This window comes from Xanthomonas sp. NCPPB 2586 (assembly GCF_041475775.2).
Lineage (GTDB): Bacteria > Pseudomonadota > Gammaproteobacteria > Xanthomonadales > Xanthomonadaceae > Xanthomonas > Xanthomonas campestris.
The window spans coordinates 4,390,643-4,416,754 of the sequence record NZ_CM192981.1 but is presented as its reverse complement, the minus strand read 5'-3'; the positions used below and the strand labels follow the sequence as shown (position 1 = coordinate 4,416,754).

Here is a 26,112-nt window from a genome sequence, read left to right as displayed (position 1 = left end):
GCGTTGTCGTTTTCAGCGGTTACTGCGTCGCCGCGTCGATCGTTGCACGCTGCTGTGCGGCGGCCTGATCGGTGGCGGCCTGCACGCCGCGCGCCTTGTCCAGCGGCTGCTGGATGTGGTCACGCAGGGCGGTGGCTTGCGGTTCGGGTTTCTGCTCGGTCGGCGCGGGTTGCGGCCGCTGGCAGGCGGCCAACGTCAACGTGGCACAGGCCAGTACGGCCCAGTGGATCTTCATCGTCGTGACCTCGCTCGGGGTGGCGGTATCCTACGCCCCGGTCGTACGCGTGCGCCAACCGCACCGCACAGCCCGTTTCCCGCGTATTCAAAGGACACCCCCACGTGACAGCGCACCGCTGGCGGCTGGATGGACAGACCGCCCTGATCACCGGCGCCAGTGCCGGCATTGGCCTGGCCATCGCACGCGAATTGCTCGGCTTCGGCGCCGACCTGCTGATGGTGGCGCGCGATGCCGATGCGCTGGCGCAGGCCCGCGACGAGCTGGCCGAAGAGTTTCCCGAGCGCGAACTGCACGGCCTGGCCGCGGATGTTTCCGACGACGAGGAGCGCCGCGCGATTCTGGATTGGGTCGAAGATCACGCCGATGGCTTACACCTGCTGATCAACAATGCCGGTGGCAACATCACCCGCGCGGCCATCGACTACACCGAAGACGAATGGCGCGGCATCTTCGAAACCAACGTGTTTTCCGCGTTCGAACTCTCGCGCTATGCGCACCCATTGCTGACCCGGCACGCCGCCTCGGCGATCGTCAACGTGGGCAGCGTGTCGGGGATCACGCATGTGCGCAGCGGCGCGCCGTATGGCATGACCAAGGCCGCGCTGCAGCAGATGACGCGCAACCTGGCGGTGGAATGGGCCGAAGACGGCATCCGCGTCAACGCGGTGGCGCCGTGGTACATCCGCACCCGGCGCACCTCCGGCCCGTTGTCCGATCCGGACTACTATGAGCAGGTGATCGAACGCACGCCGATGCGCCGCATCGGCGAGCCGGAAGAAGTCGCCGCCGCAGTGGGTTTCCTGTGCCTGCCGGCGGCCAGCTACATCACCGGTGAATGCATCGCGGTGGATGGCGGCTTCCTGCGTCATGGGTTCTAGCGCAACGTTGCTGGCCCGCAGCTTCTGTTCGGTGCGCGCCGGAGCTGGCCGTGGCTGACGCGGCCATGCCGCAGCATCCGCTCGCGCACTTGCACGACATCGTGCATGACAACAGCGACTGGATCTGGGAGGTGGATGCGCAGGCGCGCTACACCTTCTGCTCGCGCGCCTGCGAGCGGTTGCTGGGCTATACGCCCGAGCAGATTTTGGGGCGCACGCCGTTCGATCTGATGGAGCCGGCAGAAGCGGCGCGCGTGGGCGTGGCGTTTGCCGAAATCGTGGCAGCGCGTCGCCCGTTCCAGGGCCTGCTCAACCGCAACGTGCGTGCCGATGGCCGCACGGTGATGCTGGAAACCAGCGGAATTCCGCTGTTCGATGCCCAGGGCGCGCTGCGCGGTTATCGCGGCATCGACCGCGACGTCACGCCGATTGCCGGCGGCCCCGACGACAGTGCCACCAATCAGCGTTTGTTCCAGCTGGAGGCGCTGTATGCCGCCGCGCCGGTGGCGTTATGTCTGATCGACCGTGCCGGGTGCTATCTGGCGGTGAACGAGGCGATGGCAGGCATCGCCGGGCGCAGCGTGCAGGAGATGATCGGCATGCGCGTGGCCGAGGTGTTTCCGCAAGCGGCGGCCGAGCAGGCTGACGCGTTCGCCAGGCTCGCTGCCGGGCACGACGTGCCCGACCAGGTGTTCGACTGGCAGGACCGCAGCTATCACGTGCGGGTGCGTGGCGTGCGCGATCTGGAGGGCCGGTTGATTGCGCTGACCACCGCGTTGACCGACATCAGCGAGCACCTGCGCGTGCAGTGGCGGCTGACCAAAACCACCGAGGCGCTGGCCGAGGCCAACCGTCAGCTGGAGCAGGCCAATGCGCAATTGCTTGGTGCCGCCCGCAACGATCACCTGACCGGGCTGGCCAACCGGCGCGGCTTCGATCGCGCCTTCGAGCGCCTGCTGCCGGCAGTACGCGACGGCACGCGCGGCGCGTCGGTGCTGATGCTGGATGTCGATTACTTCAAGCAATACAACGACCGCTACGGCCACCCGCAGGGCGACCAGTGCCTGCGGGACATCGCCGCCGCGCTACGCAGCGTGGTCACGCGCGGCGAGGACGTGGTGGCCCGCTATGGCGGTGAGGAATTCGCGCTGCTGCTGCCCGATACCGATCTGCCCGGCGCGGCGGAGGTTGCGCGGCGGCTGCAGGAGCGACTCGCGGCCATGCCGATCACTCACGCGGGCAGCCCGTGCGCGCGCATCACCTTGAGCATCGGAGTCACGGCGCTGCAGCCGCAGGAGTGCCAGGTGCAGGATGCTCAGGTGCGTGAGGCGGTGATGGCGCGCGCCGATCGCGCGCTGTACCAGGCCAAGAACCAGGGCCGTAATCGGGTGGCACTGGCGCCGGTTTAAAGCCTGCCGATACGCCGTGTCCGCGTGGCTCAGGGCGTCGCGGGCGTGCCAGCGCAGCGGCTCTCGTCCATCACCCGCCGCGCCTGGTCGTAACGTTGCTTGCGCGCGGCCGATTGGGCTTCGTCGGAGAAGCGCCACGCGGCTTCGGCTTGCTCGGCGCGTTGCCGCCACGCCGCGCACAGGCTCTGGTCCGGCACCGGCGCGCAGCGGTCGGTGACCACCTCGCAAGCACTGCCGCCGCCCTGCGCGGGGCCGCCGGCCAGGTTGGTGACCTGCATCGGCAGGCAGCGCGTGGCCGGCTCGCTGTCTTCGGTGAAGTAGCGGCCATTGTCGTGCGCGGTGCATTCGAACAGCGGCGGCGGTGGCAGTGACGAGGTGGCGGTGGTGGCCGTCGGCACAGCGGCCGGCGCTTGCGGTGCGGGCGCCGCTGCAGGCGGCGCTTGCGTGGCCGCGCGGGCAGGCGCAGAACGGGCTGACACCGGCGCCGCTGCACTCGACGGCAATGGCATGGTGGCGGGGGCGGTCATCAGTTTCTTCTGCTGCTGCATGCCCTTCGGGCAGGGCATGTTCTGCACCGTCAGCGCGCCTTGGGCATCGGTGCAGCGGTAGATCGCCACTTCCTGCGCGCTGGCGGTGGGCGCCAGCACCAGCATCACCCAGCCCCAGCGGCTCATACGCCGCCGCAGTCGCGCTGCAGGCGCGCATCGATGCCGCGCTGCTCACGGGTCAGGTCCACGCGCTCGCTCTGCAGGGCGCTGTTATAGCGACGGATCAGCTCCCATCTGCGGTCGGCCAACCGTGCACAGACTTCCTGCTCGGGCAGGGCGTGGCATTCGTCGCGGATCTGCACGTTGCCGTAGGGCACGATCACCGTGCCGCCGTAGCCATTGCCGTAGCCGCCACCACCATAGCCGCCGCGCCCACCCCGGTACCCACCCCGGTACCCACCATCACCGCCGGCCTGGATCGCACCGCTGACACCGGCTGGCCGCGGCCCGGGCGGGCGGATGCCCGGCGGCCGGCGGTACGGATCACCCGACACGTAGGCCGGGCCCCAGGTCGGCACCCAGCGCAGATTGCCCTCCGGGCTGTCGCTGGTATAGCGGGTGCCTTCCTCGGTCACGCACTCGTACATCGGCTGCGGCGGCTGCACGGTGACAATGCGCACTTCACGCGGCGGCGGCGCGACCGTTGCGGCAACCGGCGCCGGACGTAGCGGCTGCGGTGGCGGGTCTTGCGGGCGTTGCAGATCCAGCACCTGCTGGCGGCCGCCGCTGCACGGCGCATCCTGCAGCGCCACCGTTCCGGCGCTACTGACGCAACGGTAGATCCGCACGTTCGGATCGGGCTTGGTGGCGGTGGCAGGCGCGGCCTGCGCCGTAAGCGTGGCGGCCAGCAGCAGGAAGGTCGGGATCAGGCGCATGCACGCAGTGTGCGCGCGTTATGGGCTGTGGCAAAGAGGCGGCAGGCCCCGCGCTGAATGCGTAACCGCTCGCCCAGGCGGCGACTACGTGCAGCGACCGGCGCGGTGTTTCGACGCCAGCGTCAGTCGCGCAGGATCTGCCCGGTGCGGGCGTCGCGGATCGGGGTGGGCTGCGCCAGACCGCCGACCTCGCCGTCCAGCACGCCGTCGATGTGGGCCAGCAAGGCCGGGTCCAGCGCTGCGCGACTGCGCGCGGGCGGCTCCCCGGCCAGGTTGGCGCTAGTGGACACCAGCGGCGCGCCCCAGGCCTTGCACAGGGCCGCAACCACTGGATGGGCGCTGATGCGCACGGCCAGCCCGTCGTGATCGCCGGTGATCCAGCGCGGCGCCTGCGCGGTCACTGGCAAGACCCAGGTATGCGGGCCGGGCCATTGCGCCAGCACCGCGGTCAGCTGTTCGCTGCCGAGTGCGGCAACATCGATCCAGTCCTGCAACACGTCCAGCCCGGACGCAGCCACGATCACGCCCTTGTCCACCGGGCGGCGCTTGAGCTCCAGCAGGCGCAGCACAGCTGCCTCCTGTCGCGGGTCGCAGCCCAGCCCCCACACCGCTTCGGTGGGGTAGGCGATCACTCCCCCGCGGGAGAGAGTGGCAACGGCAGCATCCAGATCCGGTGCGTGCGGCATGCGCTGACTCAGCCAGCCGCCTTGCTGACGACTTTCTTGACCACGCGCTTGGTCGCCTTCTTGGCGGCCTTCTTCGCTGGTGCCTTCTTGGCTGCGGTCTTGGTGGCGACTTTCTTGACCGCCGCCGTCTTCTTGGCCGCGTCCTTGGCTTCCTTGGCCGAATCCTTCACTGCATTCTTCTTGAGCGTGGCCTTCTTGGCGCCAAAGCCCTTGCGCACCGGCTTGCCGGTGTCGGCCAACAACTGCTGCACTTCCTCGAAGGTCAACGAGGCAGGCTCGCGGTCCTTGGGGATCTTGCCGTTGAGCTTGCCGTCGCTGATGTACGGGCCAAAGCGCCCGTTCAACACCTGGATGTCGCTGCCGTCGAATTCCTTGATCACCCGGTTGCGCGCGATCTCCTCCTTCTCTTCGATCAGGAACACCGCCCGCGCCAGGTCGATGGTGTACGGGTCGTCCTCTTTCTTCAGCGACGCGTACACGCTGCCACGGCGGGCGAACGGCCCGAAGCGGCCGATACCGACGCTGACGTCCTGGTCCTTGTCCTGGCCCAGGGCGCGCGGCATCTTGAATAGTTCCAGCGCATCTTCAATGGAGATCGAATAGATGCTCTGGCCCGGCCGCAGCGAGGCGAAGGTGGGCTTGTCTTCGTCTTCGACCGTGCCGATCTGCACCATCGGCCCGAAGCGGCCGATACGCGCACTGACTTCCTTGCCGCTGACCGGGTCGGCGCCGAGCACGCGCACGCTGCCGGCGTCGGTCTTGTCCAGCGAATCCTTCTTGTCCTCGACCAGTTCCTTGAACGGGCCCCAGAACTTCTCCATCAACGGGATCCACTCGGCTTCGCCGCGCGAGACCGCATCCAGATCGTCTTCCAGATTGGCGGTGAAGTCATAGTCCACGTAGCGGGTGAAATGCCCGGACAGGAACTTGGACACCGCTCGGCCCACATCGGTGGGGCGGAAGCTGCGGCCTTCCATTTCTACGTACTTGCGGAACTGCAGGGTCTGGATGATCGAAGCGTAGGTGGACGGCCGACCGATGCCGTATTCCTCCAGCGCCTTGACCAGCGCCGCTTCGGTGAAGCGCGGCGGCGGCTGGGTGAAATGCTGATCGGTGACGATGCGGTCCAGCGGGATGTTGTCGCCGGCCTTCATCAGCGGCAGCTTGCGGCCTTCGTCCTCGTCTTCGCTGCTCTTGGTGTCCTTGCCTTCTTCGTACACGGCCAGAAAGCCCGCCACCACCACGGTGGTGCCGCTGGCGCGGAACACGTGCTCGCTGCCGGCCGACAGATCCACGCTGACGGTATTGAGCGTGGCCGGAATCATCTGGCACGCCACCGCGCGGCGCCAGATCAACTCGTACAGACGGCGCTCGTCATCGGACAAAAAGCGCGCCACCTGTGCCGGCGTGCGCAGTGCCGAGGTCGGGCGCACCGCTTCGTGCGCTTCCTGCGCGTTCTTGGATTTGGTGGTGTAGGCGTTGGGCTGATCCGGCAGCGAGGCGGTGCCGAAATCGCGCGCGATCACGTCGCGGATTTCCGCCAGTGCGTCCTGCGACAGGTTCACCGAGTCGGTACGCATATAGCTGATCAGACCGACCGAGCCTTCGTCGCCGAGCGCTACGCCTTCATAGAGTTTCTGCGCCACCTGCATGGTCTTGCGGGTGGTGAAGCCGAGCTTGCGCGAGGCTTCCTGCTGCAGCGTGGAGGTGGTGAATGGCGGGGCAGGGCGACGCTTGCGCTCCTTGCTGGCCACATCGGTGACGTGCAACACGCCTTGCGCGGCCTGCTGGATGCGCAGGCGCGCCGCCTCGGCGGTATCGCCGTCGGTGACGGTGAATTGTTCGAACTTCTGCCCGTCCAGCTTGATCAGCCGCGCATTGAACGGCTGCGAGGGATGCCGGCAGTGCGCATCGATGGACCAGTATTCGCGGGCGATGAAGGCTTCGATCTCTTCCTCGCGTTCGACGATCATGCGCAGCGCCGGCGACTGCACGCGGCCGGCCGACAGCCCGCGCTGCACCTTGCGCCACAGCACAGGCGAGAGGTTGAAACCGACCAGGTAATCCAGCGCACGGCGTGCCTGCTGCGCGTCCACCAGGTCGGCGGCGATCGCACGCGGCTTGAGCATGGCTTCCTTGATCGCGCGGGGCGTGATCTCGGTGAAGACCACCCGCTGCATCGTCTTGTCCTTCAGCAGCCCGCGCTCTTTCAGGATCTCGGCGATATGCCAGCTGATCGCCTCACCCTCGCGGTCCGGGTCGGTCGCCAGATAGATGTCGTCGGCGCTCTTGGCAGCCCTGGCAATCGCCTCGACGTGCTTCTCGTTCTTTTCGATCAAGTCGTAGCGCATCGCAAACCCGTTGTCCGGATCCACGGCGCCCTCCTTGGGAACCAGGTCACGCACGTGCCCATACGAGGCCAGGACGGTGAAGTCCTTGCCGAGGTATTTATTGATCGTCTTGGCCTTGGCGGGCGATTCGACGATGAGCAGGTGCTTGGGCATGGTGGCAAATTCTTGGGGCGGAGCCCGGGGGGCAGGTAGCGTGGCCTAATTGGCCGGTCGAGGGAAGCAGATCGGCTGTTTCGCACACGTCGACGCCCGGGAAGGTGCCCGGGCGTTCAGTTCTCTTATTAGAAAGATCACGGCGAGCGCCGCCGTGTCAAGCGGCCAGCGCCGCGATTGTCAACTCTGGTTGATGGCGATCACCGCAAACAGGACGCCGAACACAATGGAGATCAGCAGCATCACCGCGTAGATCGCCAGCACCACGATGGTGACCGTGTCCAGGCCCACCTGCTGGCGTTCCGGCGTGTCGGTGTAGGCCCAGCGGTCCACCACCAGGGTGTCGCAGACCTTGTCGTGGATTGCCTGCTTGCGTGCGCTCATGCCGGCCATGAAGGCCGAGACGATCGCCCCGATGCCCAGCGTCAGCACCGTGATCAGCATGTAAGCCAGGTAGCGCAGCACGTTGCGCCAGAAGCTGACCCGGCCACCGTTGCCGTTCACCAGCTTGATGCCGCAGGCGAGCTTGCCCAGGCTGGCCTGATGGCGGCTGGACTGCATCCACGCAAAGTAAATCGTTGGGATCAGCAAGCCGATGCCATAGGCCAGGATCATGATCGCCACCGTGCCGCCGGCGCCCTCCAGGCTCGACGCCGAGCTGGACGCGCCCAGGCCGATCGACAGCACCAGGACCACCGGGATGACGATCAGATAGACCGCAAACGTGGTGATGAAGCTGTCCAGCACGCTGGCGGCCACCCGGCGCCACAGGCCCGCGTAGACGATCGGTGCGTCCGCGACCGGCGCAACCCCGAGCGAGGTCGCCGGCATGTCCCAGGCGGCCGGCAACGGTGTCGCCTGGGCCGGTGTGGCTGGGGACGCGTTGGTGGCTGGCTGGTGCTCGGTGGGCTCGGCTGCAGTACGCGCCGACCAGGCGCCAGGAGACGGCACGGAGCTGGCGACGCTACCGGCGTCCACGGGAGTGGAAATGTGCGCGGCCGGCACGCTGTCTGGCTGCGTGGTCTGGGGCGTGACCGGCGTGAACCCGGCCTCTGGCACCGGTTCGGCACTGGTCGCGGCGCCAGGCGAGGGATCTGCAGTGACCGGCGCAGGCGGGAACGCGGATGCCGTCTCGGGCGTTGCGGCGGGCGTCTCCAGCCCCAGTTCGGCAGCCACCTCCGCCAACGTCACCCATTGCGCCAGGCCTTCGCGCCAGACCAGGCTGGAACGATCAATGACCCCTTGTTCCAGGCGCGCACGGAGCGTGTCCGTGTCCACCGGTCCCTGGCGTTGCCGCTGCGCGTCGGCGTAATACCACTGCGTCATACTGTCCCCTTGGTCAAAACCGTTGCCTAGCCGCGGCAATCCTGCGGCAGAAATTTGTCGTCGATCTCGGAACTGCAGTCCCAGCTGCCGGCGTCCTGATCCAGGTCCAGCCACAGCGGTTTGCCGTCGAGCTTGGCGTTGTCCGGCGTGTGCAGCAAGGCCTCCACGCCGCACTGGGCCGTGTCGAAGTGGCCGATGCGCACGATGCCCAGCGTCCCCGTCGCATAGTGTTCTGGCGGATGGAAGCCGGCGTCGTCATTGGTCGGGCAGCGGCCTTCGCGTTGCAGAAATTCGGCAATCTGCGGCTTTAATGGTGCCAACGCGCCAATGGCTTGGCTGACCTTGGCGCGCGCGGTGTAGTCCTGATAGGCCGGCAGTGCGATCGCGGCGACGATGCCGAACACAAACGCCAGTCCAACCACGCCAATCACTGACCCGACCGCAATCCCGACCGCCCAGCCGGCACCATTGCGCGAGGCAGCGACGGGTGTCGAATGAGTGGATGATGAGATGGTGGGGCGTGCCGAGGTCGTGCCCACAGCGGTGAGCGGCAACGGCGGTGGCAGCGGCGATGACGCCACGTCGGTGGCGATCGGTGGGCCCAATTCTGCGGCGCATGCAGCCAACGGCGCCCAGTGAGGCATACCTTCGCGCCAGACCAGCGAATCCAGCGCAATCACGCCGTCGCGGTACAAGCCCCGCAGCGCCTCCACGTCCACCGGGCCACGCCGCTGGCGGCTGCCATCGGCGTAATACCAACTGCTCATCCCCGTCCCCTCGCTCGCGCGTCCGTCGCGGCTTCTGCCTTCAGTGTACGGGTTCAGGCTCGTCGAGGAACATCTGCGTTTCCATCCAGGCATAAGCCGCTTCGGCGCCCGGTTGGTTGAACAGCACCATCAGCACGACCCATTTGAGGTCGTCCAGATCCAGTTCGTCCTGGTCTAGCGCCATGGCGCGGTCCAGCACCAGCTCGCGCTGGTCGGCGTCCAGGATGCGGTGCTGCTCCAGGAACAGCAGAAAGCCCCGGCAATCGACGTCGAGCTTGTCCAGCTCCGGGCCGTGGTAGATCCGCACCGGGCCGTCGACATGCGGACGCGCGACACTTGGCCGCTGCTCGGCGAGCGCATCCAGCCAATCGAAGGCTTTACTGATTTCGGCAGGGCTGAAGCCGGCCTGGATCAGGCCGTTCTGAAGCGAATTACGGTCGCGGACCAGGTCCGCATCTTCGCTGAAGTAATGTTCGAACAGGTACAGCAGTACATCGAGAATGCTCTCTTTCATTGCCCCTCGGCCTGCGTCGCGCGACGCTGTGGAGGTGAAGAAACTAGGGATTGCGGGTATAGCGACCGTGCTCGGTGACCACGTCTCCCTCCAGTTCCATGATCAGCAGCATGGAGGACAGCGCGGCGGCCGTCAATCCGGTGCGTTCGAGCAACGAATCCATAGGGGTTGGGTCGTGGCCCAGGGCGTGCCACAAGCGCTGGTAGTCGGGATCGGAGCGCCGCGGGGTGGGCTGCGGGACCGTCCTGGCCTGTTCAGTGGGGGCGGTCAGGCGCTGGCGCAAGGCATCGGCCAGCTCGCCGGATAGCAGGCGTAGCCCCTCGACGAGTTGCGCCGGCTCCTGCACCAGCGTGGCGCCTTGCCGGATCAGGTGGTGGCAGCCGCGGGCAAGCGGGTTATGCAGCGAGCCGGGCAGGGCGAAGACCTCACGGCCAGCCTCGGCCGCCAGCCGGGCGGTGATCAGGGCGCCGGAGCGCATCGCCGCCTCCACCACCAGCGTGCCCAGCGCCAGCCCGGCAATGATGCGATTGCGTGCCGGAAAGTGCGCGGCCACCGCGCACGTGCCTGGCAGGTATTCGCTGACCACCGCGCTGCGCGCGGCAATCCGGTCGCGCAAGGAATGATGCTGCACCGGATACGCCACGTCCGGACCGGTGCCGACCACCGCCACGGTGATGCCGTCGGCACGGGCGAGCGCGGCCTCGTGTGCGATCGCATCCACTCCGGCCGCCATCCCGCTGACGATGCCGAGCCCCGCATTGGCCAGGCTGGCGGCGAAGTGACGCGTATGGTCGCGGCCACCGGCACTCGCCGCCCGGCTACCGACCACCGCCACGCAGGGGTGCCACAACGCGGCGGGGTCGCCGTCCACGAACAGCGCCAAGGGCGGATTGGCGATATGCCGCAACAGTGCAGGGTAGTCCGCATCCCGCCAGCCGATCAGGTGATGGCCTGGTTGCGCGCACCAGCGCAAGGCAGCGTCCAATGTCGGGGTGTCAGGCGTTTGCAGCTTGGCGATCTGGAGCGCGTCGCAGCCGGCAGCCCGCCAGGTGGCCGGGCCGGCAGCCAGGATCTGGGAGGGGGCATCGAAAGCGTCCAGCAGGGCGCGGCGTGGCGGGCTGCGTCCGCCGGCCAGCAGTATGGTGAGCAGGGCGCGGCGGTCGGGTTCGGTCAGGTCCATCCCGGCAGCGTAGGCCGCAAACGACGACGGCGCCCTCGGGCGCCGTCGCGTTGGTGCGTCGGATTTTTCCCGTTACTTCGCGTCGGGATGCTTCACGAAATACCCCAGGCCGGTCGGCTTGACGCTTTCCATCACCAGCGCATAGCTGACCCGGTCGTAAGTGCGGAACACCATCGCATGCGCGGCATATTCGTCCGGCAGGCCGACCGTGGAGCTGGACGGACCGCTGAAACCATCATCTGCACGCGAGAAGCGCGAATGCTTCACGCGGTCGCTGACTGTGCGGCCCTTGCGCCAGATCGAGAACACCGTGCCGTTGTCGATGCCCTCGCGGGCGCCGCCGGAAATGGCGATCACGTCGCGGGTGCCGCCTGCGGTGAACGCATCGGCGATGGCCAGCACGCGCAGTTCGGTCTGCACCGCCTGTTCGGACGGCGGATGTGGAATGAACTGCAGGTCGTAGGGCTGCGCTTCGACCGCGATGATGCGATCGCCCGCCCGCACTTCGCGGCCACTGTCCTGCAACAACAGGGTGGCGGCCTTGGAATTGCCGGCGGCGGCGCTGCGGGTGATCGTGCCGATGTTGACCTGGGTCAACTCATAGCCGAGGAACTCGCGGCGGGTGCTGGGTGCGGCATAGAATTTCCACAGCGAACCCGACCCCGGAACCGTATCGCCAGCTGCGTCCAGGTCTTCGTTGTGCTTTGGCAGGCTGAACTGCGTTGTCGGCCTGACCACTGCAAAACGCTGGCCTGGCTGGGCATCTTCAAGCCCGACCACGTAGGCGACCTGCTCGGCCGACGCACGCAGCCGATTGCCTTCCAGACCCACCACATACGGCAGCTGGTCGAAGTCTTCGACCACGCGCAGGTTCTTCAGGAACGGCTCGACGTCGGCCAGCGGAATGGCATTGATCGGTGCTTCCTGGCGCGGGCCGGGCTGTACGGTGCCCTTGGCGACGCGGTCCAGGTAGGCCAGGCTGATCACGTCACCCGGGTAGATCAGATGCGGATTCTGGATTTGCGGATTGGCCTGCCAGATTTCCGGCCACAGCCACGGTTTTTCCAGAAAGCGGCCAGCGATATCCCAAAGGGTATCCCCCTTGCGGACCACGTAGGTATCTGGATGTTCGCCCACCGCTTGCGCGGCAGCGTAGGTCGCGACGGTCAGCATCGCCGCAGCGACGACCGTACGAAGTCGGTTCAACATGAGTGCCTTCTTGCCTGATTCCCCAACAGGTCCGCGCACTATAGTCCAGAAACCGGGGCGCCACGCAAGCATTGCGCTAGAATGACGCCGTCTTGCCGGCGCAGCGCCGGTGTTCCCTGACGGGTAATCCCATGGCTTTGCTCCCTATTCTCGAATTTCCCGATCCGCGGCTGCGCACCAAGGCCGTGCCGGTCGATGCGGCCGAGGTCGTCAGCCCGGCGTTCCAGACCCTGCTCGATGACATGTTCCAGACCATGTACGAGGCGCCCGGCATTGGCCTGGCCGCCAGTCAGGTGGACGTGCACAAGCGTTTCATGGTGATCGACGTCAGCGAGGAGAAGGATGCCCCGCAGGTGTTCATCAACCCCGAAATCGTCACCAGGCAGGGCGAGCAGGTGTACCAGGAAGGCTGCCTGTCGGTGCCCGGCATCTTTGCCGATGTCAGCCGCGCCGATGCGATCACCGTGCGCTATCTGGACCGCCAGGGGCAGGCCCAGGAACTGAGCACCGATGGCCTGCTGGCGGTGTGCATCCAGCACGAAATGGACCATCTGGACGGCAAGCTGTTCGTGGACTATCTGTCGCCGCTCAAGCGCGAGATGGTCCGCAAGAAACTGGCCAAACTGCGCAAGCATGTGGCGTGAGGGCCGGGATTGGGGATTTGTGATCCGGGATTGGCAAAAGCGGGTTCTTGCTGGTCTTTGAGTCCGCTGTTTCAAATCTTCGGGCGCGGATCCTGGTGTGATCTGTTTCTTGGCGTGAGTCGTCGAATCGCCATTGCCCCAGTCCGCGTGTGCAGAGCCTTGAGACTCGGGATTCGGGATTGGATAAGCCGCTGCCCGTCGCGGTTATCGAATTGCTGTTCGCAATTCCCGCTTCTCACCGCGCCTATCGATGCCGGGCAATGCCGCTTTCGGCGCCAGTCGCCAAACCTGCCCGCGCAACTGTCTACCCTATCTATCAGTTCCATGCCGCCACCGTCCCGGCTAGCACATCTGCCGTTGCGAATCCCCAATCCCGACTCCCAAATCCCAGCCCTATGAGAATTGTCTTCGCCGGTACGCCGGACTTCGCTGTCGCCTCCTTGCGCGCAGCCGCGCAGCGGCATGAAGTGGTCGCGGTGTATACCCAGCCGGATCGCCCTGCAGGCCGCGGCCGCGGGCTGACGCCATCGCCGGTCAAACTGGACGCTATTGCACGCGGTATCCCGGTCTTTCAGCCGCAGACGCTGCGCTCGCCCGAGGCCCTGGCCACCTTGCGCGCGCTGCAGCCGGACTTGATGGTGGTGGTGGCGTATGGCCTGATCCTGCCCAAGGCCGTGCTGGCCGCGCCCACGCATGGCTGCTGGAACGTGCATGCCTCGTTGCTGCCGCGCTGGCGTGGCGCCGCACCGATCCAGCGTGCGATCGAGGCTGGCGACACCGAAACCGGTGTCTGTCTGATGCAGATGGAAGCCGGCCTGGATACCGGCCCGGTGCTGTTGTCGCAGCGCGTCGAAATTGGCGAGCAGGAAACCGGCGGGCAATTGCATGATCGCCTGGCCGCGTTGGGCGCGCAGGTGCTGTCCGATGGCCTGGGTCTGTTGCGTGCCGGCATCCGCCCGGTCGCACAGCCGCAGCCGGCCGAGGGCGTGACTTACGCGCACAAGCTGGACAAGGCGCAGGCGCGCCTGGACTGGGCGCAGCCGGCCGAGGAATTGGCTCGGCGTGTGCGGGCATTTAATCCATGGCCGGTAGCCGAAGCGATCCTGGCTGGCGAACGCGTGCGTCTGCATGGCGCGGTGGCGCTGGACCTGGCGCATCAGCAGGCCCCGGGCACGCTGCTGGCGGCCAGCAAGCAAGGCATCGACATCGCCTGCGGCCAGGGCGCGCTGCGGGTGCGGGTGCTGCAGCGCGAAGGCGGCAAGGCGATCACCGCCGCCGATTACCTCAACGCGCGGCGCGACCTGCCGGCGCTGCGTTGATGGCCGCCGAAACCGCGGCAGCCGGTGTCGCCTCGCGCCTGGCCGCTGCCCGCATCCTGGCGGCGGTGTTCGACCAGGGGCGTTCGCTGAAAGCCGAGCTGACCGCCGCGCTGCCGGGCGTCAGTGATCCGCGCGACCGTGCTTTGGTTGAAGCGATCTGTTTTGCGGTACTGCGCCGCCGCCCGGCCTATGACGTGGCATTGCGGCAATGGCTGGAGCGCCCGCTGCCGCCGCGCGATGCCGAGCTCAAGGCGCTGCTGATGGCCGGTTTCGCGCAATTGGATGTCTTGCAGTTGCCCGCACACGCCGCCTTGTCGGCCACTGTGGAGGCCTGCCGCGCGCTGGGCCGCCCGCGTCAGGCCGGCATGGTCAACGCGGTGCTGCGGCGCGCGCAACGCGAGGGCTTCCCCGCTGTTGCCGACGATGCCGGCTGGCCGTCGTGGCTGCGCAAGCAATTGCGCGCGGACTGGGGCGACCAGGCCGAAGCGATCTTTGTGGAAAGTGCCCGCATGGCACCGATGTGGCTGCGTGTACCGCGCGCCCGTGTGAGCCCTGCCGAGTATGTTGCACGGCTGGCCGAGCAGGGCATCACCGCGCACACCGACCCGGTGCTGGCCGATGCCGTGCGCCTGGACACCGCGGTGCCGGTGAGCCAACTGCCCGGCTTTGCGCAAGGCGATGTGTCGGTGCAGGACGGCTCGGCCCAGCAGGTGGCCGATGCGCTGGCCCTGGCACCCGCAGCGCGGGTGCTCGATGCCTGCGCAGCGCCCGGTGGCAAGGCAGCGCACTTGCTCGAGCGTTATCCGCAGCTGCAGCTCACTGCGCTGGATGTGGATGCGCGCCGTCTGGAGCGTGTGCGGCAGACCGTGCAGCGGACCGCGCCCGATCGCACGGTGCGCCTGCACGCCGCCGATGCGGCCGACACCGCCGCCTGGTGGGACGGGCAGCCGTTCGATGCGGTGCTGCTGGATGCGCCGTGTTCGGCCACCGGCGTGGTGCGCCGCCAGCCCGATGTGCTGTTGCATCGGCGGGCAGACGACATCGATGCGCTGTGCGCCCTGCAGGCCCGTCTGCTGGAAGCCTGCTGGCGCACCTTGCGGCCGGGCGGGCAGTTGCTTTACACCACCTGCTCGCTGCTCAAGCGCGAAAACCAGACGCAGATTGAGGCCTTCCTCCAGCGCACCGCCGATGCGCAGGCGCAGCCGCTGGGTGCGCAATTCGGCCATGCCGCCGGTGCGGGACGGCAGCGCTTTCCTGGCGAACAGCAGTGCGACGGTTTTTTCTACGCGCTTTTGCTAAAAGCTTCCTGATCCGCATTCGTAGACATCGCCATGCTCAAGACCCGCGCTTCCAAGGATGTCTGGCTGCTCGCCATCACCGCGGTGCTGGTGATCGGCGCCGGCCTGGGCCTGCGTGACCCCTGGCCATCGGACGAGCCACGCTTTGCGCTGGTCGCCAAACAGATGGTGCTGAGCGGCGACTGGTTGTTCCCGCATCGCGGCAACGAGCTGTATTCGGACAAGCCGCCGATGCTGATGTGGCTGCAGGCCGCGTTCTACACGCTGCTGGGCAATTGGCGGGTGGCGTTCCTGCTGCCGTCGTTGCTGGCGGCGCTGGGCACGCTGGCTTGTGTCTACGACCTGGGCCGGCGGCTGTGGACGCGGCGCGTCGGCGCCTATGCGGCGTGGATGCTGTTGTTCACGCTGCACTTCACGTTTCAGGCCAAGAAGGCGCAGATCGATCCGCTGGTGGTGTTCTGGATCACCCTGGCCAATTACGGGCTACTGCGGCACCTACTGCTGGGGCCCGCGTGGCGCTGGTGGACGCTGGGCTGGTTTGCGGCAGGCTTGGGCGTCATCACCAAGGGCGTGGGCGTGATTGCGCTGCTGATGCTGATTCCGGCCGGTATCGCCGCGTTGCGTGGCTGGCCCGGCGTGCAGGTCCGGGTGCGCGACAAGCGGTTCTGGCTTGGGCCGGTGTTTTTCTTCGTCGCGATCCTGCTGTGGTTCGTGCCGATGGTGGTCACCGCGTTGACCGCCGGCGAGCCCGAATACCGCGTCTACCTCAACGACATCCTGCTGCGGCAAACCGCCAAGCGCTACGCCAACTCGTGGGATCACGCGCAACCGGTGTGGTACCACCTCAAGGGCATGGCCACGATGTGGATGCCGGTGATCCTGCTACTGCCCTGGGCGGTGCCGGCCTGGCGGCGTCGGCTGCGGCGACGCGATCCGCGCTACCTGTTGCCGCTGGCCTGGTGGCTGCTGGTGCTGGTGTTCTTCACCATTCCCAATGGCAAGCGCGACGTGTACATCCTGCCGGCACTGCCGATGTTCTGTCTGGCGCTGGCGCCATTGGCGCCGGGGCTGTTGCGCCGCGTTGGCGTGCAGCGGGTGCTGTTCGGATTTGCGCTGCTGTTGACCGTGGCCTTTGGCGCGGGCGGATTGGCGATGCTGATCGGCCACCCGGGCTTCGAACAGAAAATCATGGACAGCCGCGGCGTGGGCAGCGAAGCCACCGACCCGCTGGGCTGGGTGCTGCTGGCAGTGTCGCTGTGGGGCGCTGCCAGCCTGCTGTTGCTGCGCGTGCGGCGCTCCGCGCTGGCGGTGGCGTCCTTGCTCGGCGCGTGGTGGGTGGCGTTCGGGCTGATCTGCTACCCGATCTTCAACGACTCCAGCTCGGCCGGCGCGGTGATGCGCGAGGCCGGGCGCCGGATCGGGCCGCAGGCGCAGCTCGGTCTGGTGGCATGGAAAGAGCAGAACCTGCTGATGGCCGACCGGCCGGCGCAGACCTTCGGCTTCAAGGTGCCCTGGGAGACGCAGCTGCAGCAGGGCGTGGCCTGGCAGGCGCAGCAGCCGGCCAGGCGCTGGTTGCTGGTGCAGGAAACCGCGCTGCTGGGCTGCGTCGATCGCACTGCCAGCCAAGTGGTGGGCGTGGCCAACCGGCGCAAATGGTGGCTGGTTCCGGGCAGTGCCGTGCATGGGCCGTGCGTGGCCAATGCGACCGAGAAGGTGGTCGAAGCGAAGGAGCAGGGCAACCTGGACACCGAGTGAGGGTGTCCACACCGCAACTGCGCAGTCGTGATGCGGTCAATGAGGCAGTGCATGGTCGTCTAGCCTCGATTCATGCGCCGCATCGTTAGCTTGGCCTGCCTTTTTGCCGCCGCCGTGCGGCTGCACCCCTCCTTCGCCACCCACACCTGATGAATTCCTTGCCCTCACCGCACCCGCCCCTGTCGCCCGCCGTTCCTGTCGCATCGCGTGCCGCGCTGAGATTGGCCGAGCTGGGCGTGTTCGTGCTCACGGCGCTGGTGGTGAACATGCCCAGCGGCTTGCTGCCGTTCGGCGTGTGCCTGCTGGGCGGCACGCTGCTGGGGTGGCGCAGCCTGCGCGCGGGCCTGGCCACGCAGGGCTGGTCGTTGCGGGTGCTGACTGGCCTGACCGCGGTGGTGATCGCGATGTCGGTGCTGTCGATCGTGTTGTTCGAGCCTTCCGTACGCGATGTGGAAAACCGTTCGCGCTTTCTGGTGCTGCCGTGGGCAGCGCTGTGGGCGTATGCACTGCAGCCGCGGCAGGTCTGGCTGTGGCGCGGCGCGCTGGCCGGCGTGTTCGCGGCGATGCTGGTGGCGATATTGCAGGTGATGAACGGTGCCGAGCGCGCAGAGGGCTGGACCAACGCGATTGTCTTTGCCGACATTGCGCTGATGTTGCTGGTGGTGGCCATCTTCTGCCGCCCGAATGGCCAGGTGCGCTGGTTGCTGGGCGCGGCGGTGGCTGCGGTGGCGGTGATCGTGCTGAGCGGTAGCCGTGGCGTGTGGTTGTCGTTGCTGGTGACCCTGGGTGTGTTGGTCTGGGGCGCGCCCTGGCAGAGCGCACGCATGCGATTGCTGGCGTTCGTCGGCGGCGCGGTGGTGTGCGTTGGCCTGGTGCTCAGCGTGCCGGGGCTCACCGAACAGCTGCGCATCGGCGAGCTGCAAAGTGATTTTCAGCGCTACGAAGTCGGCGACGCCGATTCGTCTGCCGGTGCGCGCATCGAGCGCTTGCACGTGGCCTGGGACACCTTGCAGGCGCATCCGTTGACGGGTGTGGGCGTGGGGCGCTTCGATGATGCAATGCGCGAGCTGCCACTGTGCGCGGGCGACACCTGGTTGCTGCGCTGCCATCTGGGCCACGCGCACAACGATCTGGCCGAGTGGGGCGCCACCCAGGGTATTCCCGGGTTGCTGCTGCTGATCGCGGTGTACGGCGTGCCGCTGTGGATGTTCGTGCGCCTGCACCGTCGCAGCGGGCAGCGTCAATTTCGTGGGCCGGCCGCGGCAGGGGTGATGATCGTGATCAGCTATGCGCTGTGCGGGCTGACCCAATCGATGTTCGCCCATCAGGTCTCGGCCAGCTTTTATGCGGCGATGGTGGGCATCCTGGCGGGGCTGGCCGCGCGTCAGGCGCAGCAGCATGCCACTGCCGCATCGCCATTGGCTCAGTCCGCGCGCTGATCAGGTGCGCGCGGCGGGTCTTGCACCGGTTGGCCCTGCTGCAACAGCCACAACATGATGGTCTTCTGGCGCACATAGTTGGCACGTACGTAGGCGTAAATCAGCCCGTGCCAGCCATCGCGAAAACCACCCCGTAGCAGATAGCCGCGCCAGAAGCGCCACGCTGGCGCGAGCACCAGCTTGCTCCAGGTCGCCCGTTTGCCACGGGCGTAGTCGTACTCGGCCATCATCTGCGCATAGCGCTGGGTCTTGCCGAGCTGCTGCATCAGCGAGCGGTAGGGGTGATGGATCAGGTCACCGCGCAAGGTGGCCACGGTGCCATCCACGCTGGCGGCTTCGTGGATCTCGCGCTTGCCGCGCCAGCCGCCGCGGCGCCGGTCGAACAACCGCAGCACGCGGTCCGGATACGCATTGCCGTGGCGCAGGAACCGCCCGAAATACTCGGAAAGGCGTGCGAAGCGATAGCCGGCCGCCGCGTTGAATCCGGCATCGCGCGCGGCGAGGATCGAGGCGCGCAATGCATCGCTCACGCGCTCGTCCGCGTCCAGGCACAGCACCCAGTCGTGACTGGCCTGCGCCACGCAAAATGCCTTCTGGCTACGGTAGCCGTCGAAGGCACGATGCAGCACGCGCGCGCCGTGCGCGCTGGCAATGGCGGCAGTGGCATCGGTGGAGCCGGAGTCGACCACCACGATCTCATCGCAGAACGCCAGCGAGGTCAGGCAGTCGCGTAGGCGATCGGCTTCGTTGAACGCGATAATGCAGGCGGAAATGCGAGGCCGTTCGTCTGGGGCGGTCGATGAGGACATGTGATGGCCGAATACCTGCTGTTCGCAACGGAGCGTTACGCGTTGCCTATTCTGGCGCCATTGGCGCAGGCATTACAGGCCTCCGGCCAGTCGGTGTCGGCCTGGTTCGAAGATGGCGCGCGCGGGCTGCAGGTGCCTGGCGTGCGCGAGATTGGCCTGCGGCAAGCGCTGGCGTTGCGCCCACGTGCGGTGTTCAGTGCCGCCAACTGGGTGCCGCCGTTCGTGTCCGGCGCCAAGGTGCAGCTGTTTCACGGCTTCAACGTGCAAAAACGGGAAGACAACCGCGGGCATTTCCGGGTGCGCGGGCTGTTCGATCTGTATTGCACGCAGGGCCCGGCCACCACCGCCCCGTTTCGTGCATTGGCCCAGCGCGAAGGCCATTTCGCGGTGGCCGAGACCGGCTGGCCCAAACTGGACCCGGTGTTTCGCGATGACGGTGGACGCAGCGCCGCGTTGCGCGCGCCGGCTGACGGGCGCCCGGTCATCCTGTTCGGCTCCACTTTTACCGAGCGGCTGAGCGCGGCGCCGGTGTTGTACGACCAGATTGCCGCGGACATCGCACGCGGCACGCATTACTGGCTGCTCACCTTGCATCCCAAATGTGCGCCGGCGCTGTTCGAGCGTTATCGCGCGCTGGCCGGGCCCAATGCGCGTTTTGTCGAGCCTGAAGAGGTCATGGCCGCGCAGCGCGCTGCCGATGTGCTGGTCTCGGACACCTCTTCGATCGTGTCCGAGTTCGTGGTGCAGCACAAACCGGTGGTGACCTTCCGCAACCGTGTGCCGCAGCCGCACATGCTGGATTTCCAGCAGCCCGAGGAATTGCCGCAGTGGCTGGCGTGCGCGCTGCAGCCAGAGGCGGGCGTGCGTGCGGCGCTGGCCGCGTACGCGGATGCGATCCATCCGTTTCGCGATGGGCTGTCGTCCGAGCGCGTGATCGCCGCCACCGAAGACTTCATCGCCGGCGAGATGGGCCGCTTGCGCCGTAAACCGCTGGGGGCGCAATGGCGGGCCCTGCAGATCCGTCGCGCGCTTGGCTATTGGGGCCCGTCGCGGCGCTGATCACCAACGCGTCCATCGCAAGCCGCCATCACCAGCGGAGTTTGCGACGCGCCAACGCAGCGCCGAGCTGGGTCTGCAAGGCCTGCGCGTGGGCCAGAGGCACGAAGCGCAGCCGCAAGGCCGGGCCGGTGGCACTGGCACCGGCGGTATCCAGCAACAAGGTGGCGGTGCCGGAGAGCCGGTCCAGCGGCGAGCGCTGCAGCTGCAGCGCTTGCAACTTGTCCAGTTCGGCCAGCCGCCACCAGCGCTTCCACCAGCCGCCACGCACCGCTACGTAGCGCGCATCCAGCGCGTAACCCATGCGCTGCACCTGGCGGTAGGCCTTGAAGGCGCTCCAGGGCAGCCACAGCAGCAGCCAGCTCGCCTGCGCACCGAAACGCCAGGCCAGCACGGCGGTCAGTGGCAGCACCAGCAGCACGGTGGGCAGGCTCAGCCGCCACCAGCAATGCGTGGCCACCGGCTGCCACGCCGCAGGCGGCCAGGCCACGTCGGGCAACAGCTGCTGCAGCAGGGCGTCGCAGCGCTGCGGCTCGGCGATCGGCGCCAGTTCCTTCAGCGCAGCCCCGTCGTTGTCTCCGGTGGCCACGGCGGTATCCACGCGCAGCTGGCGGCGGCCGAACAGGGCATGTAGGCGGCTTTCGTACAGCGTCCAGGACTGGATGCGGCGCAGCGCCACGCTGCTGCGGATGCGGGTCAGCAGACCGCGTTCCACGGTCAGGCGGCGCTCGGATTCGCTCAGGTGAAAGCCGTGGTACTGCGCCACTGCCAGTGCCACCGACAGGGCCCGCATCGCGGCCAGCACCACCAGCATGCCGAGCACCACCAGCGTCGCAGTCACGGCGGTGCCGGGATGGATTTGCGCCACATAGCGATAAGCCAGTTCGCCGTTGTGTTCGACGAAGTTGGACACCGTGCGACGCGGAATCATCTGGTACAGCACACCAAAACCGGCGGCGACCACCACCATGCCGCGGTTGGAGATCAGCCCAAGGCGGATCACCTCGCTGGTGGGCAGGCGCAGCAAGGTGCCGACATCGGGCGCCTGGTGTGCAGTGGCCGGCTCGGCGGTGTGCGCGCGGCGGCGGATCAGGTCTTCCAGCGCCAGCGCCTGATCCAGCCGTAACACGCGCATTTCCGCTTCCGGCTTGTGCCCGCCGGCCGATTCGAGACGTACCTCGGCCACGCCGGCCAGCCGGTGCAGCAGCGATTGGTGCACCACCACGTTGTGGATGCGGGCGAACGGGATGTCGCGCCGGCTGCGCTCCAGCAGGCCGCTGCGGATCGCCACGCCATCACTGCCGATGCGGTAACGATAGGTGAAGTAGCGCAGCACCGAGATGGCCACCAGGACGGCGATCACGATGCCGGTCGCCAGGTGATCGGCCGAGTCGCGGCTCCCATCGCGGCTGCCGAACAAAATCAACGCCGCCAGCGGGATCAGGAACTGGCGGATCTGCTGCAGCAACACGAACAGCCACGACAACGGGTGCAGCCGCTGCTCGTCATCGGTTGACGCGTCGATCGCGCTCACAGGGCGTCGTCGTCGTGGTCGAGCTGGTGGGCGAGGCGGTCGCGCAGCCGTTCGGCATCGCGCTGGTCCAGGCCGGAAAGTCCCACGGCGTTGAGCCGGCTGCCCGCGGTATGCACCACCAGCGTAGTGAGGCCGGTGGCGCGCTCGATCGGGCCGCGGCGCAGGTCCAGATGCTGCACGCGGGTGATCGGGATCCGCGTTTCGCTCTGCCACAGGTGGCCGCGCTGCAGGGCCAGGCCGTGGTTGTCGAGCTTCCAGCGCGTCAGCCGGTGGCGTTTGAGTGCCAGCCACGCACCCAACCCGGCCGCCAGGAGTACGGCCACCACCATTGCCGGCCAATACTGCCAGGCCTGCAACGCGACGCCGAACACGCCCAGCGCGAACAGGCAGGCCACGCTCATGCCGAGCGCACCCTTGACCCCGGCTACATAGGCGCCGCGGCGTGGCAGCGGCTGCCATTGGGCGTGGTCCACCGTGTCGGGCTCGGCCGGCGCGGGCGTGGCGTGGAGGTCGTCGGGAAGCGGGGGTGGGACGTCGTGCACGCGGCGGGCCTGCGGGAAGCGGTCCGCCAGCATAGCCGGGCGCCGCGCGGGCGCGCACCCGGCAGCCGGCTTACTGGGCCGCCAGGATCAGCGCGTCGACATCCAGCGCATGGCCGGCGCGGGCCGCCTTGGTGCGCAGGTACTGCTCGTTCTCCGGCGTGATGTCGCCGGTGACCGGGATGCGGTCTTCCACCACGATGCCGGCGGCGCGCAGCCGCTCGGCCTTGGTCGGGTTGTTGGTCAGCAGGCGGATCCGGCTGATGCCCAGGCCGCGCAACATCGCCACCGCACTGCCGTAGCGGCGCTCATCCGGGCCAAAGCCCAGCTGCGCATCGGCATCGATGGTGTCCAGCCCGGCGTGCTGATAGCCGTACGCACGCATCTTCGAGGCGATGCCGGTCCCGCGGCCTTCCTGATCCAGATACAGCAACACGCCGCCGCCGAGCTCCTTGAGCTTGGCCAGCCCGTGCCGCAGCTGGTCGCCGCAGTCGCACTTGAGCGAGCCGAACAGGTCGCCGGTGAGGCAGGACGAATGCACGCGCACCGGCACCGCACTGCCCAGATCCGGCTGACCCACCACAATCGCCACCTGATCGCGCTGCGCCACGCCACCGCGGAACACCACGAACTCGCTCATGCCCAAGCCGCGCAACGGCACCGGGCTGCGGGTGACCAATTCGTAGCCAGCCGCCGCCGAGGTGGCGCAGCCGCTGTCCAGGTCGTCCAGCGCCAGTGACTGGCAGCCGGCGAAGGCGGCGCGGTCTTGCTCGCCGGGCAGCTCCACCGCCAGCATCGCCGGCAGCAGCAGCCCAAGCCGTGCGATCTCCACCGCGCCGGCGTCCAGCGCATCGCCCGGGGTCCACTGCGAGGGCACCGGGGTATCGCGCAGATAGGCGAGTGCGGCGAGCTGGTCGTAATCGTGGCTGGCCAGCGCCACACGCGCACCCTGCGGGGCCACCAGGCCCAGCACCTGTGCGCGGGTGGGGGTCACGAACAGGTAATGCCGGCCCTGCGCGGCGCGCGCGAAGGCCGTGTACGACTGCGCCGTGCTGCTGTCCAGCCCGAGCATGGCGCGGGTGTGCCCCTGCGCATCGGTGATGAGGACCGGGCGGCCGGCACGCAGTTCGGAGGCGGCGCGCTCGCAGCGGATCGCGGCCGGGTCACCGAAGGGTTGCGCGCTGGGGAAGGGAGAGGGACTGCTCATGCACGACTCCAAATGGGGACTGCCACGACCGCTTCAAGGCGGGCACCAGCGCAACCACACGCTGCGTGCCTGGGCCATTGTCGCGTGCCCGGCGAGCGCCGGGAGCCACGGGCGTATGGAACGCTGCGTCTGTGGCGGACCTGGACTGTGTGGCAGGCGGGGCCACCATTGGTTGCACCGCTGCCGCGTTGTTCATCGCCCGGCAATGCTTTTTAATCCGTCCACCCTGTCTTTGCCTGGATGCCATGCACATCGTCGACTGCAGCCATGCGCGCCACGCCGGCGCGATCCTGGACATCTTCAACGATGCCATCGCCCATTCCACGGCGCTGTACGACTACCGGCCGCGCCCGGCGGAGAGCATGGCGGGCTGGTTCGCCACCAAGCAGGCCGGCGGCTTTCCGGTGATTGGCGTGGAAGATGCCGATGGCACCTTGATGGGCTTTGCCAGCTACGGCACGTTTCGCGCCTGGCCGGCGTTCAAGTACAGCGTGGAGCATTCGATCTACGTGCACCGCGACCATCGCGGCAAAGGTCTGGGGCGCACCTTGCTGCAATTGCTGATCGACGCGGCGCAGGCGCGTGGCGTGCATGTGCTGGTCGGCGGCATCGACGCCAGCAATGCGGCCAGCATCGCGCTGCACGAACAGTTTGGCTTCACCCATGCCGGCACCGTGCGCGAGGCCGGTTTCAAGTTCGGCCGCTGGCTCGACCTGGCGTTCTATCAGCGCATCCTCAGCACGCCGAGTGACCCGCACGACGATTGAGCTGGTAGCGATGACTTAGGCCGGGAGCACTTGGAAGGCGCTGCTGCGGCGCCTGATCTATCTTTGAAATGCGACGCTCGCGGCCAAGCGCTGGCTCAGCACGCGCAAGGCAGAGCGTTTCTCGCAAGCCCGCCGCACTTCAATGCGGATGCCGCTCGGTCGCATACGGATTGGGCTCGCCGCTGCCCGGCGGGCGCAGCGTGTAGCGCTTGTAGGTCCACTGGTATTGCGCCGGGTCGCGCCGGGCGATCCGTTCGATGCCGGCGTTGAGCGCGGTGGCCGCACGCACCGGGTCGGGGTCGGCCACCGCCGGCTCGGCCGGCTGCACATGCAGGGCGAATTGCAGATCATCGCCCGCGCGCTCGCACCAGCCGTACAGCACGGTGGCGCCGGTGCGCTCGGCCAGCCGGTTGACCAGGGTCATGGTCAGCGCCGGGATACCGAAGAACGGCGCAAACACGCCATCGCCCATCTTCGGCTGCTGGTCGGGCAGGATGCCGACCGCGCCACCGTCCTTGAGCACCTTGAACAGCTGGCGCACCGCCGGGCCTTCCGCGCGCACCTGGCGCACGTTGTCGCCGCCACGGGCCAACTGCAGGAAGCCATCCACGGCATCGGAATCCGGCGGGCGGTACACGATGGCGATCGGGCCGCGTTCGGACAGCCACTGGTTGAGCAATTCCCAATTGCCGAAGTGCGGCGCCGCCACGATCACCCCGCGGCCCGATGCCAGCGCCGCGTCGTACAGCTCCTGCCCATTGCGCTGCAACCGCGCCAGGTTCTCGGCCGGCGGGCGGGTCCAGGTACGCAGCACTTCCAGGGTCTGCCGGGCGGTGGAGCGCAGGATCTGCGCATGCAGCTGCGCGCGCTGTGCCGGTGCCAGTTCCGGGTAGGCCAGCTCCAGGTTGCGCCGCGCCACGCGGCTTTCGCGGGCATTGAGCTTGCGCCAGCTCCAGGCCAGCGTGTCGGCCACGCGCTTGAGCAACGGCCAGGGCAGCCGGCCCACGGTGGCGGCGGTGACATACAACAGACGGGCGCGGACATCAGGTTTCATCCGGGCAATTCTAAACAGCGCGGCCGGCGATGACCCGTACGTGACAGCACTGGCCGCACTCGGCATGCTCGTGCCGCCCGACTGACTGAGGTGTTGCCCATGCTTGCACTGATCCAACGCGTCACCCGGGCCTCGGTCGCGGTCGATGCGCAGGTGGTCGGGCAGATTGGCCCCGGGCTGCTGGCCCTGATCGGTATCGAGCCCGGCGACACCGCGCCACAGCTGCGCCGCCTGGCCGAACGCCTGCTGGGCTACCGGGTGTTTTCCGATGAGGCCGGCAAGATGAATCGCTCACTCGCCGACACCGGCGGTGGGCTGCTGCTGGTGAGCCAGTTCACCCTGGCTGCCGACACCAAGGCCGGTATGCGGCCGAGCTTCAGCACCGCCGCGCCGCCAGAAGAGGCTGAACGGGCGTTCAATCAATTGGTGGCGATCTGCCGCGAAAAACATTCCGGCGGGGTGGAAACCGGCCGCTTCGGTGCCCATATGGTTGTCGACCTGGTCAATGACGGCCCGGTGACCTTCCTTCTCAGGCCCTAGCGCGCCTCACTCAACCA

General features: G+C 67.7%; 25 protein-coding genes. 10 read left to right on the top strand and 15 right to left on the bottom strand.

Features of this window, described 5'->3' with window-relative positions; genetic code table 11:
- Positions 1 to 19: 19 nt before the first annotated feature.
- On the bottom strand, positions 20 to 235 hold the full coding sequence (locus ACCQ09_RS19425; protein WP_040941930.1) for a hypothetical protein: 216 nt from the start codon (positions 233 to 235) through the stop codon (positions 20 to 22).
- A 104-nt stretch (positions 236 to 339) separates the two neighbouring features.
- Between ACCQ09_RS19425 and ACCQ09_RS19420 the strand changes: the two genes are divergently transcribed.
- Together ACCQ09_RS19420 and ACCQ09_RS19415 are read left to right on the top strand one after the other, a co-directional pair.
- Positions 340 to 1,116, top strand: a complete 777-nt coding sequence (locus ACCQ09_RS19420) for an SDR family oxidoreductase (RefSeq protein ID WP_040941929.1) — start codon at positions 340 to 342, stop codon at positions 1,114 to 1,116.
- Positions 1,117 to 1,166: 50 nt separating this feature from the next.
- Positions 1,167 to 2,525, top strand: coding sequence for a sensor domain-containing diguanylate cyclase (locus ACCQ09_RS19415; RefSeq protein ID WP_225443841.1), 1,359 nt, complete (start codon positions 1,167 to 1,169; stop codon positions 2,523 to 2,525).
- A gap of 29 nt (positions 2,526 to 2,554) precedes the next feature.
- Here the strand turns inward: ACCQ09_RS19415 and ACCQ09_RS19410 are convergent, their stop codons facing one another.
- The 9 genes from ACCQ09_RS19410 to ACCQ09_RS19370 all read right to left on the bottom strand — a co-directional run bounded on the left by ACCQ09_RS19410 (position 2,555) and on the right by ACCQ09_RS19370 (position 12,134).
- Positions 2,555 to 3,199 (bottom strand): DUF4124 domain-containing protein, encoded by a 645-nt coding sequence (locus ACCQ09_RS19410; RefSeq protein WP_040941927.1) that lies wholly within the window; start codon positions 3,197 to 3,199, stop codon positions 2,555 to 2,557.
- On the bottom strand, positions 3,196 to 3,948 hold the full coding sequence (locus ACCQ09_RS19405; RefSeq protein WP_040941926.1) for a hypothetical protein: 753 nt from the start codon (positions 3,946 to 3,948) through the stop codon (positions 3,196 to 3,198). Before ACCQ09_RS19405 ends, ACCQ09_RS19410 begins: the two co-directional genes overlap by 4 nt.
- Before the next feature lie 122 nt (positions 3,949 to 4,070).
- Complete coding sequence (tsaC, locus tag ACCQ09_RS19400; RefSeq protein WP_040941925.1) at positions 4,071 to 4,634, bottom strand: L-threonylcarbamoyladenylate synthase type 1 TsaC; 564 nt, start codon at positions 4,632 to 4,634, stop codon at positions 4,071 to 4,073.
- An 8-nt stretch (positions 4,635 to 4,642) separates the two neighbouring features.
- The gene (locus ACCQ09_RS19395) at positions 4,643 to 7,138 is read right to left on the bottom strand and encodes a DNA topoisomerase I (RefSeq protein ID WP_040941924.1); all 2,496 of its coding nucleotides are present in this window, start codon (positions 7,136 to 7,138) and stop codon (positions 4,643 to 4,645) included.
- 180 nt (positions 7,139 to 7,318) lie between these two features.
- Complete coding sequence (locus ACCQ09_RS19390; protein WP_040941923.1) at positions 7,319 to 8,464, bottom strand: RDD family protein; 1,146 nt, start codon at positions 8,462 to 8,464, stop codon at positions 7,319 to 7,321.
- Between the two features lie 26 nt (positions 8,465 to 8,490).
- Entirely contained in the window at positions 8,491 to 9,231 is a 741-nt protein-coding gene (locus ACCQ09_RS19385; protein WP_040941922.1) for a pilin, read from the bottom strand.
- A gap of 40 nt (positions 9,232 to 9,271) precedes the next feature.
- Entirely contained in the window at positions 9,272 to 9,745 is a 474-nt protein-coding gene (locus ACCQ09_RS19380) for a DUF494 family protein (protein WP_040941921.1), read from the bottom strand.
- Between the two features lie 43 nt (positions 9,746 to 9,788).
- Positions 9,789 to 10,925 (bottom strand): DNA-processing protein DprA, encoded by a 1,137-nt coding sequence (gene dprA, locus ACCQ09_RS19375; protein ID WP_040941920.1) that lies wholly within the window; start codon positions 10,923 to 10,925, stop codon positions 9,789 to 9,791.
- 72 nt (positions 10,926 to 10,997) lie between these two features.
- Positions 10,998 to 12,134: a LysM peptidoglycan-binding domain-containing protein gene (locus tag ACCQ09_RS19370; RefSeq protein WP_040941919.1), complete on the bottom strand. Its 1,137-nt coding sequence runs from the start codon at positions 12,132 to 12,134 to the stop codon at positions 10,998 to 11,000.
- A gap of 131 nt (positions 12,135 to 12,265) precedes the next feature.
- On the opposite strand from ACCQ09_RS19370, the gene def reads away from it, so the two are divergent.
- The 5 genes from def (at position 12,266) to ACCQ09_RS19345 (ending at position 18,589) form a co-directional block, all read left to right on the top strand.
- Positions 12,266 to 12,778 (top strand): peptide deformylase, encoded by a 513-nt coding sequence (def, locus tag ACCQ09_RS19365; protein WP_014506394.1) that lies wholly within the window; start codon positions 12,266 to 12,268, stop codon positions 12,776 to 12,778.
- 395 nt (positions 12,779 to 13,173) lie between these two features.
- Positions 13,174 to 14,097 (top strand): methionyl-tRNA formyltransferase, encoded by a 924-nt coding sequence (gene fmt, locus ACCQ09_RS19360; RefSeq protein WP_011038830.1) that lies wholly within the window; start codon positions 13,174 to 13,176, stop codon positions 14,095 to 14,097.
- Entirely contained in the window at positions 14,097 to 15,407 is a 1,311-nt protein-coding gene (gene rsmB, locus ACCQ09_RS19355) for a 16S rRNA (cytosine(967)-C(5))-methyltransferase RsmB (protein ID WP_040941918.1), read from the top strand. The genes fmt and rsmB overlap by 1 nt, the downstream gene beginning before the upstream one ends.
- A 21-nt stretch (positions 15,408 to 15,428) precedes the next feature.
- Positions 15,429 to 17,150, top strand: coding sequence for an ArnT family glycosyltransferase (locus tag ACCQ09_RS19350; protein ID WP_228428199.1), 1,722 nt, complete (start codon positions 15,429 to 15,431; stop codon positions 17,148 to 17,150).
- 149 nt (positions 17,151 to 17,299) lie between these two features.
- Positions 17,300 to 18,589 carry an O-antigen ligase family protein gene (locus ACCQ09_RS19345; RefSeq protein WP_011038827.1) on the top strand — a complete coding sequence of 430 codons (1,290 nt, stop codon included), beginning with the start codon at positions 17,300 to 17,302 and terminating at the stop codon, positions 18,587 to 18,589.
- On the opposite strand, the gene ACCQ09_RS19340 is transcribed toward ACCQ09_RS19345, so the two are convergent.
- On the bottom strand, positions 18,574 to 19,398 hold the full coding sequence (locus ACCQ09_RS19340; RefSeq protein ID WP_011038826.1) for a glycosyltransferase family 2 protein: 825 nt from the start codon (positions 19,396 to 19,398) through the stop codon (positions 18,574 to 18,576). The genes ACCQ09_RS19345 and ACCQ09_RS19340 overlap by 16 nt on opposite strands.
- On the opposite strand from ACCQ09_RS19340, the gene ACCQ09_RS19335 reads away from it, so the two are divergent.
- Entirely contained in the window at positions 19,399 to 20,457 is a 1,059-nt protein-coding gene (locus tag ACCQ09_RS19335) for a CDP-glycerol glycerophosphotransferase family protein (RefSeq protein ID WP_075286226.1), read from the top strand.
- Between the two features lie 28 nt (positions 20,458 to 20,485).
- Here the strand turns inward: ACCQ09_RS19335 and ACCQ09_RS19330 are convergent, their stop codons facing one another.
- From ACCQ09_RS19330 to ribA, 3 genes are read right to left on the bottom strand one after another with little or no spacing between them, the layout of a single operon-like run.
- Positions 20,486 to 21,988: a PH domain-containing protein gene (locus ACCQ09_RS19330; RefSeq protein WP_040941917.1), complete on the bottom strand. Its 1,503-nt coding sequence runs from the start codon at positions 21,986 to 21,988 to the stop codon at positions 20,486 to 20,488.
- The gene (locus ACCQ09_RS19325) at positions 21,985 to 22,563 is read right to left on the bottom strand and encodes a PH domain-containing protein (protein WP_012439403.1); all 579 of its coding nucleotides are present in this window, start codon (positions 22,561 to 22,563) and stop codon (positions 21,985 to 21,987) included. The genes ACCQ09_RS19330 and ACCQ09_RS19325 overlap by 4 nt, the downstream gene beginning before the upstream one ends.
- Before the next feature lie 37 nt (positions 22,564 to 22,600).
- Complete coding sequence (ribA, locus tag ACCQ09_RS19320) at positions 22,601 to 23,734, bottom strand: GTP cyclohydrolase II RibA (RefSeq protein WP_040941916.1); 1,134 nt, start codon at positions 23,732 to 23,734, stop codon at positions 22,601 to 22,603.
- Between the two features lie 245 nt (positions 23,735 to 23,979).
- Here ribA and ACCQ09_RS19315 point away from each other — a divergent pair, with 245 nt between their 5' ends.
- Entirely contained in the window at positions 23,980 to 24,501 is a 522-nt protein-coding gene (locus tag ACCQ09_RS19315; RefSeq protein ID WP_011038821.1) for a GNAT family N-acetyltransferase, read from the top strand.
- 139 nt (positions 24,502 to 24,640) lie between these two features.
- Here the strand turns inward: ACCQ09_RS19315 and ACCQ09_RS19310 are convergent, their stop codons facing one another.
- Entirely contained in the window at positions 24,641 to 25,555 is a 915-nt protein-coding gene (locus ACCQ09_RS19310; protein WP_011038820.1) for a lauroyl acyltransferase, read from the bottom strand.
- A 99-nt stretch (positions 25,556 to 25,654) separates the two neighbouring features.
- Between ACCQ09_RS19310 and dtd the strand changes: the two genes are divergently transcribed.
- A complete protein-coding gene (gene dtd / locus ACCQ09_RS19305) occupies positions 25,655 to 26,095 on the top strand; it encodes a D-aminoacyl-tRNA deacylase (RefSeq protein WP_011038819.1) in 441 nt (146 codons plus the stop codon).
- Positions 26,096 to 26,112 lie beyond the last annotated feature (17 nt).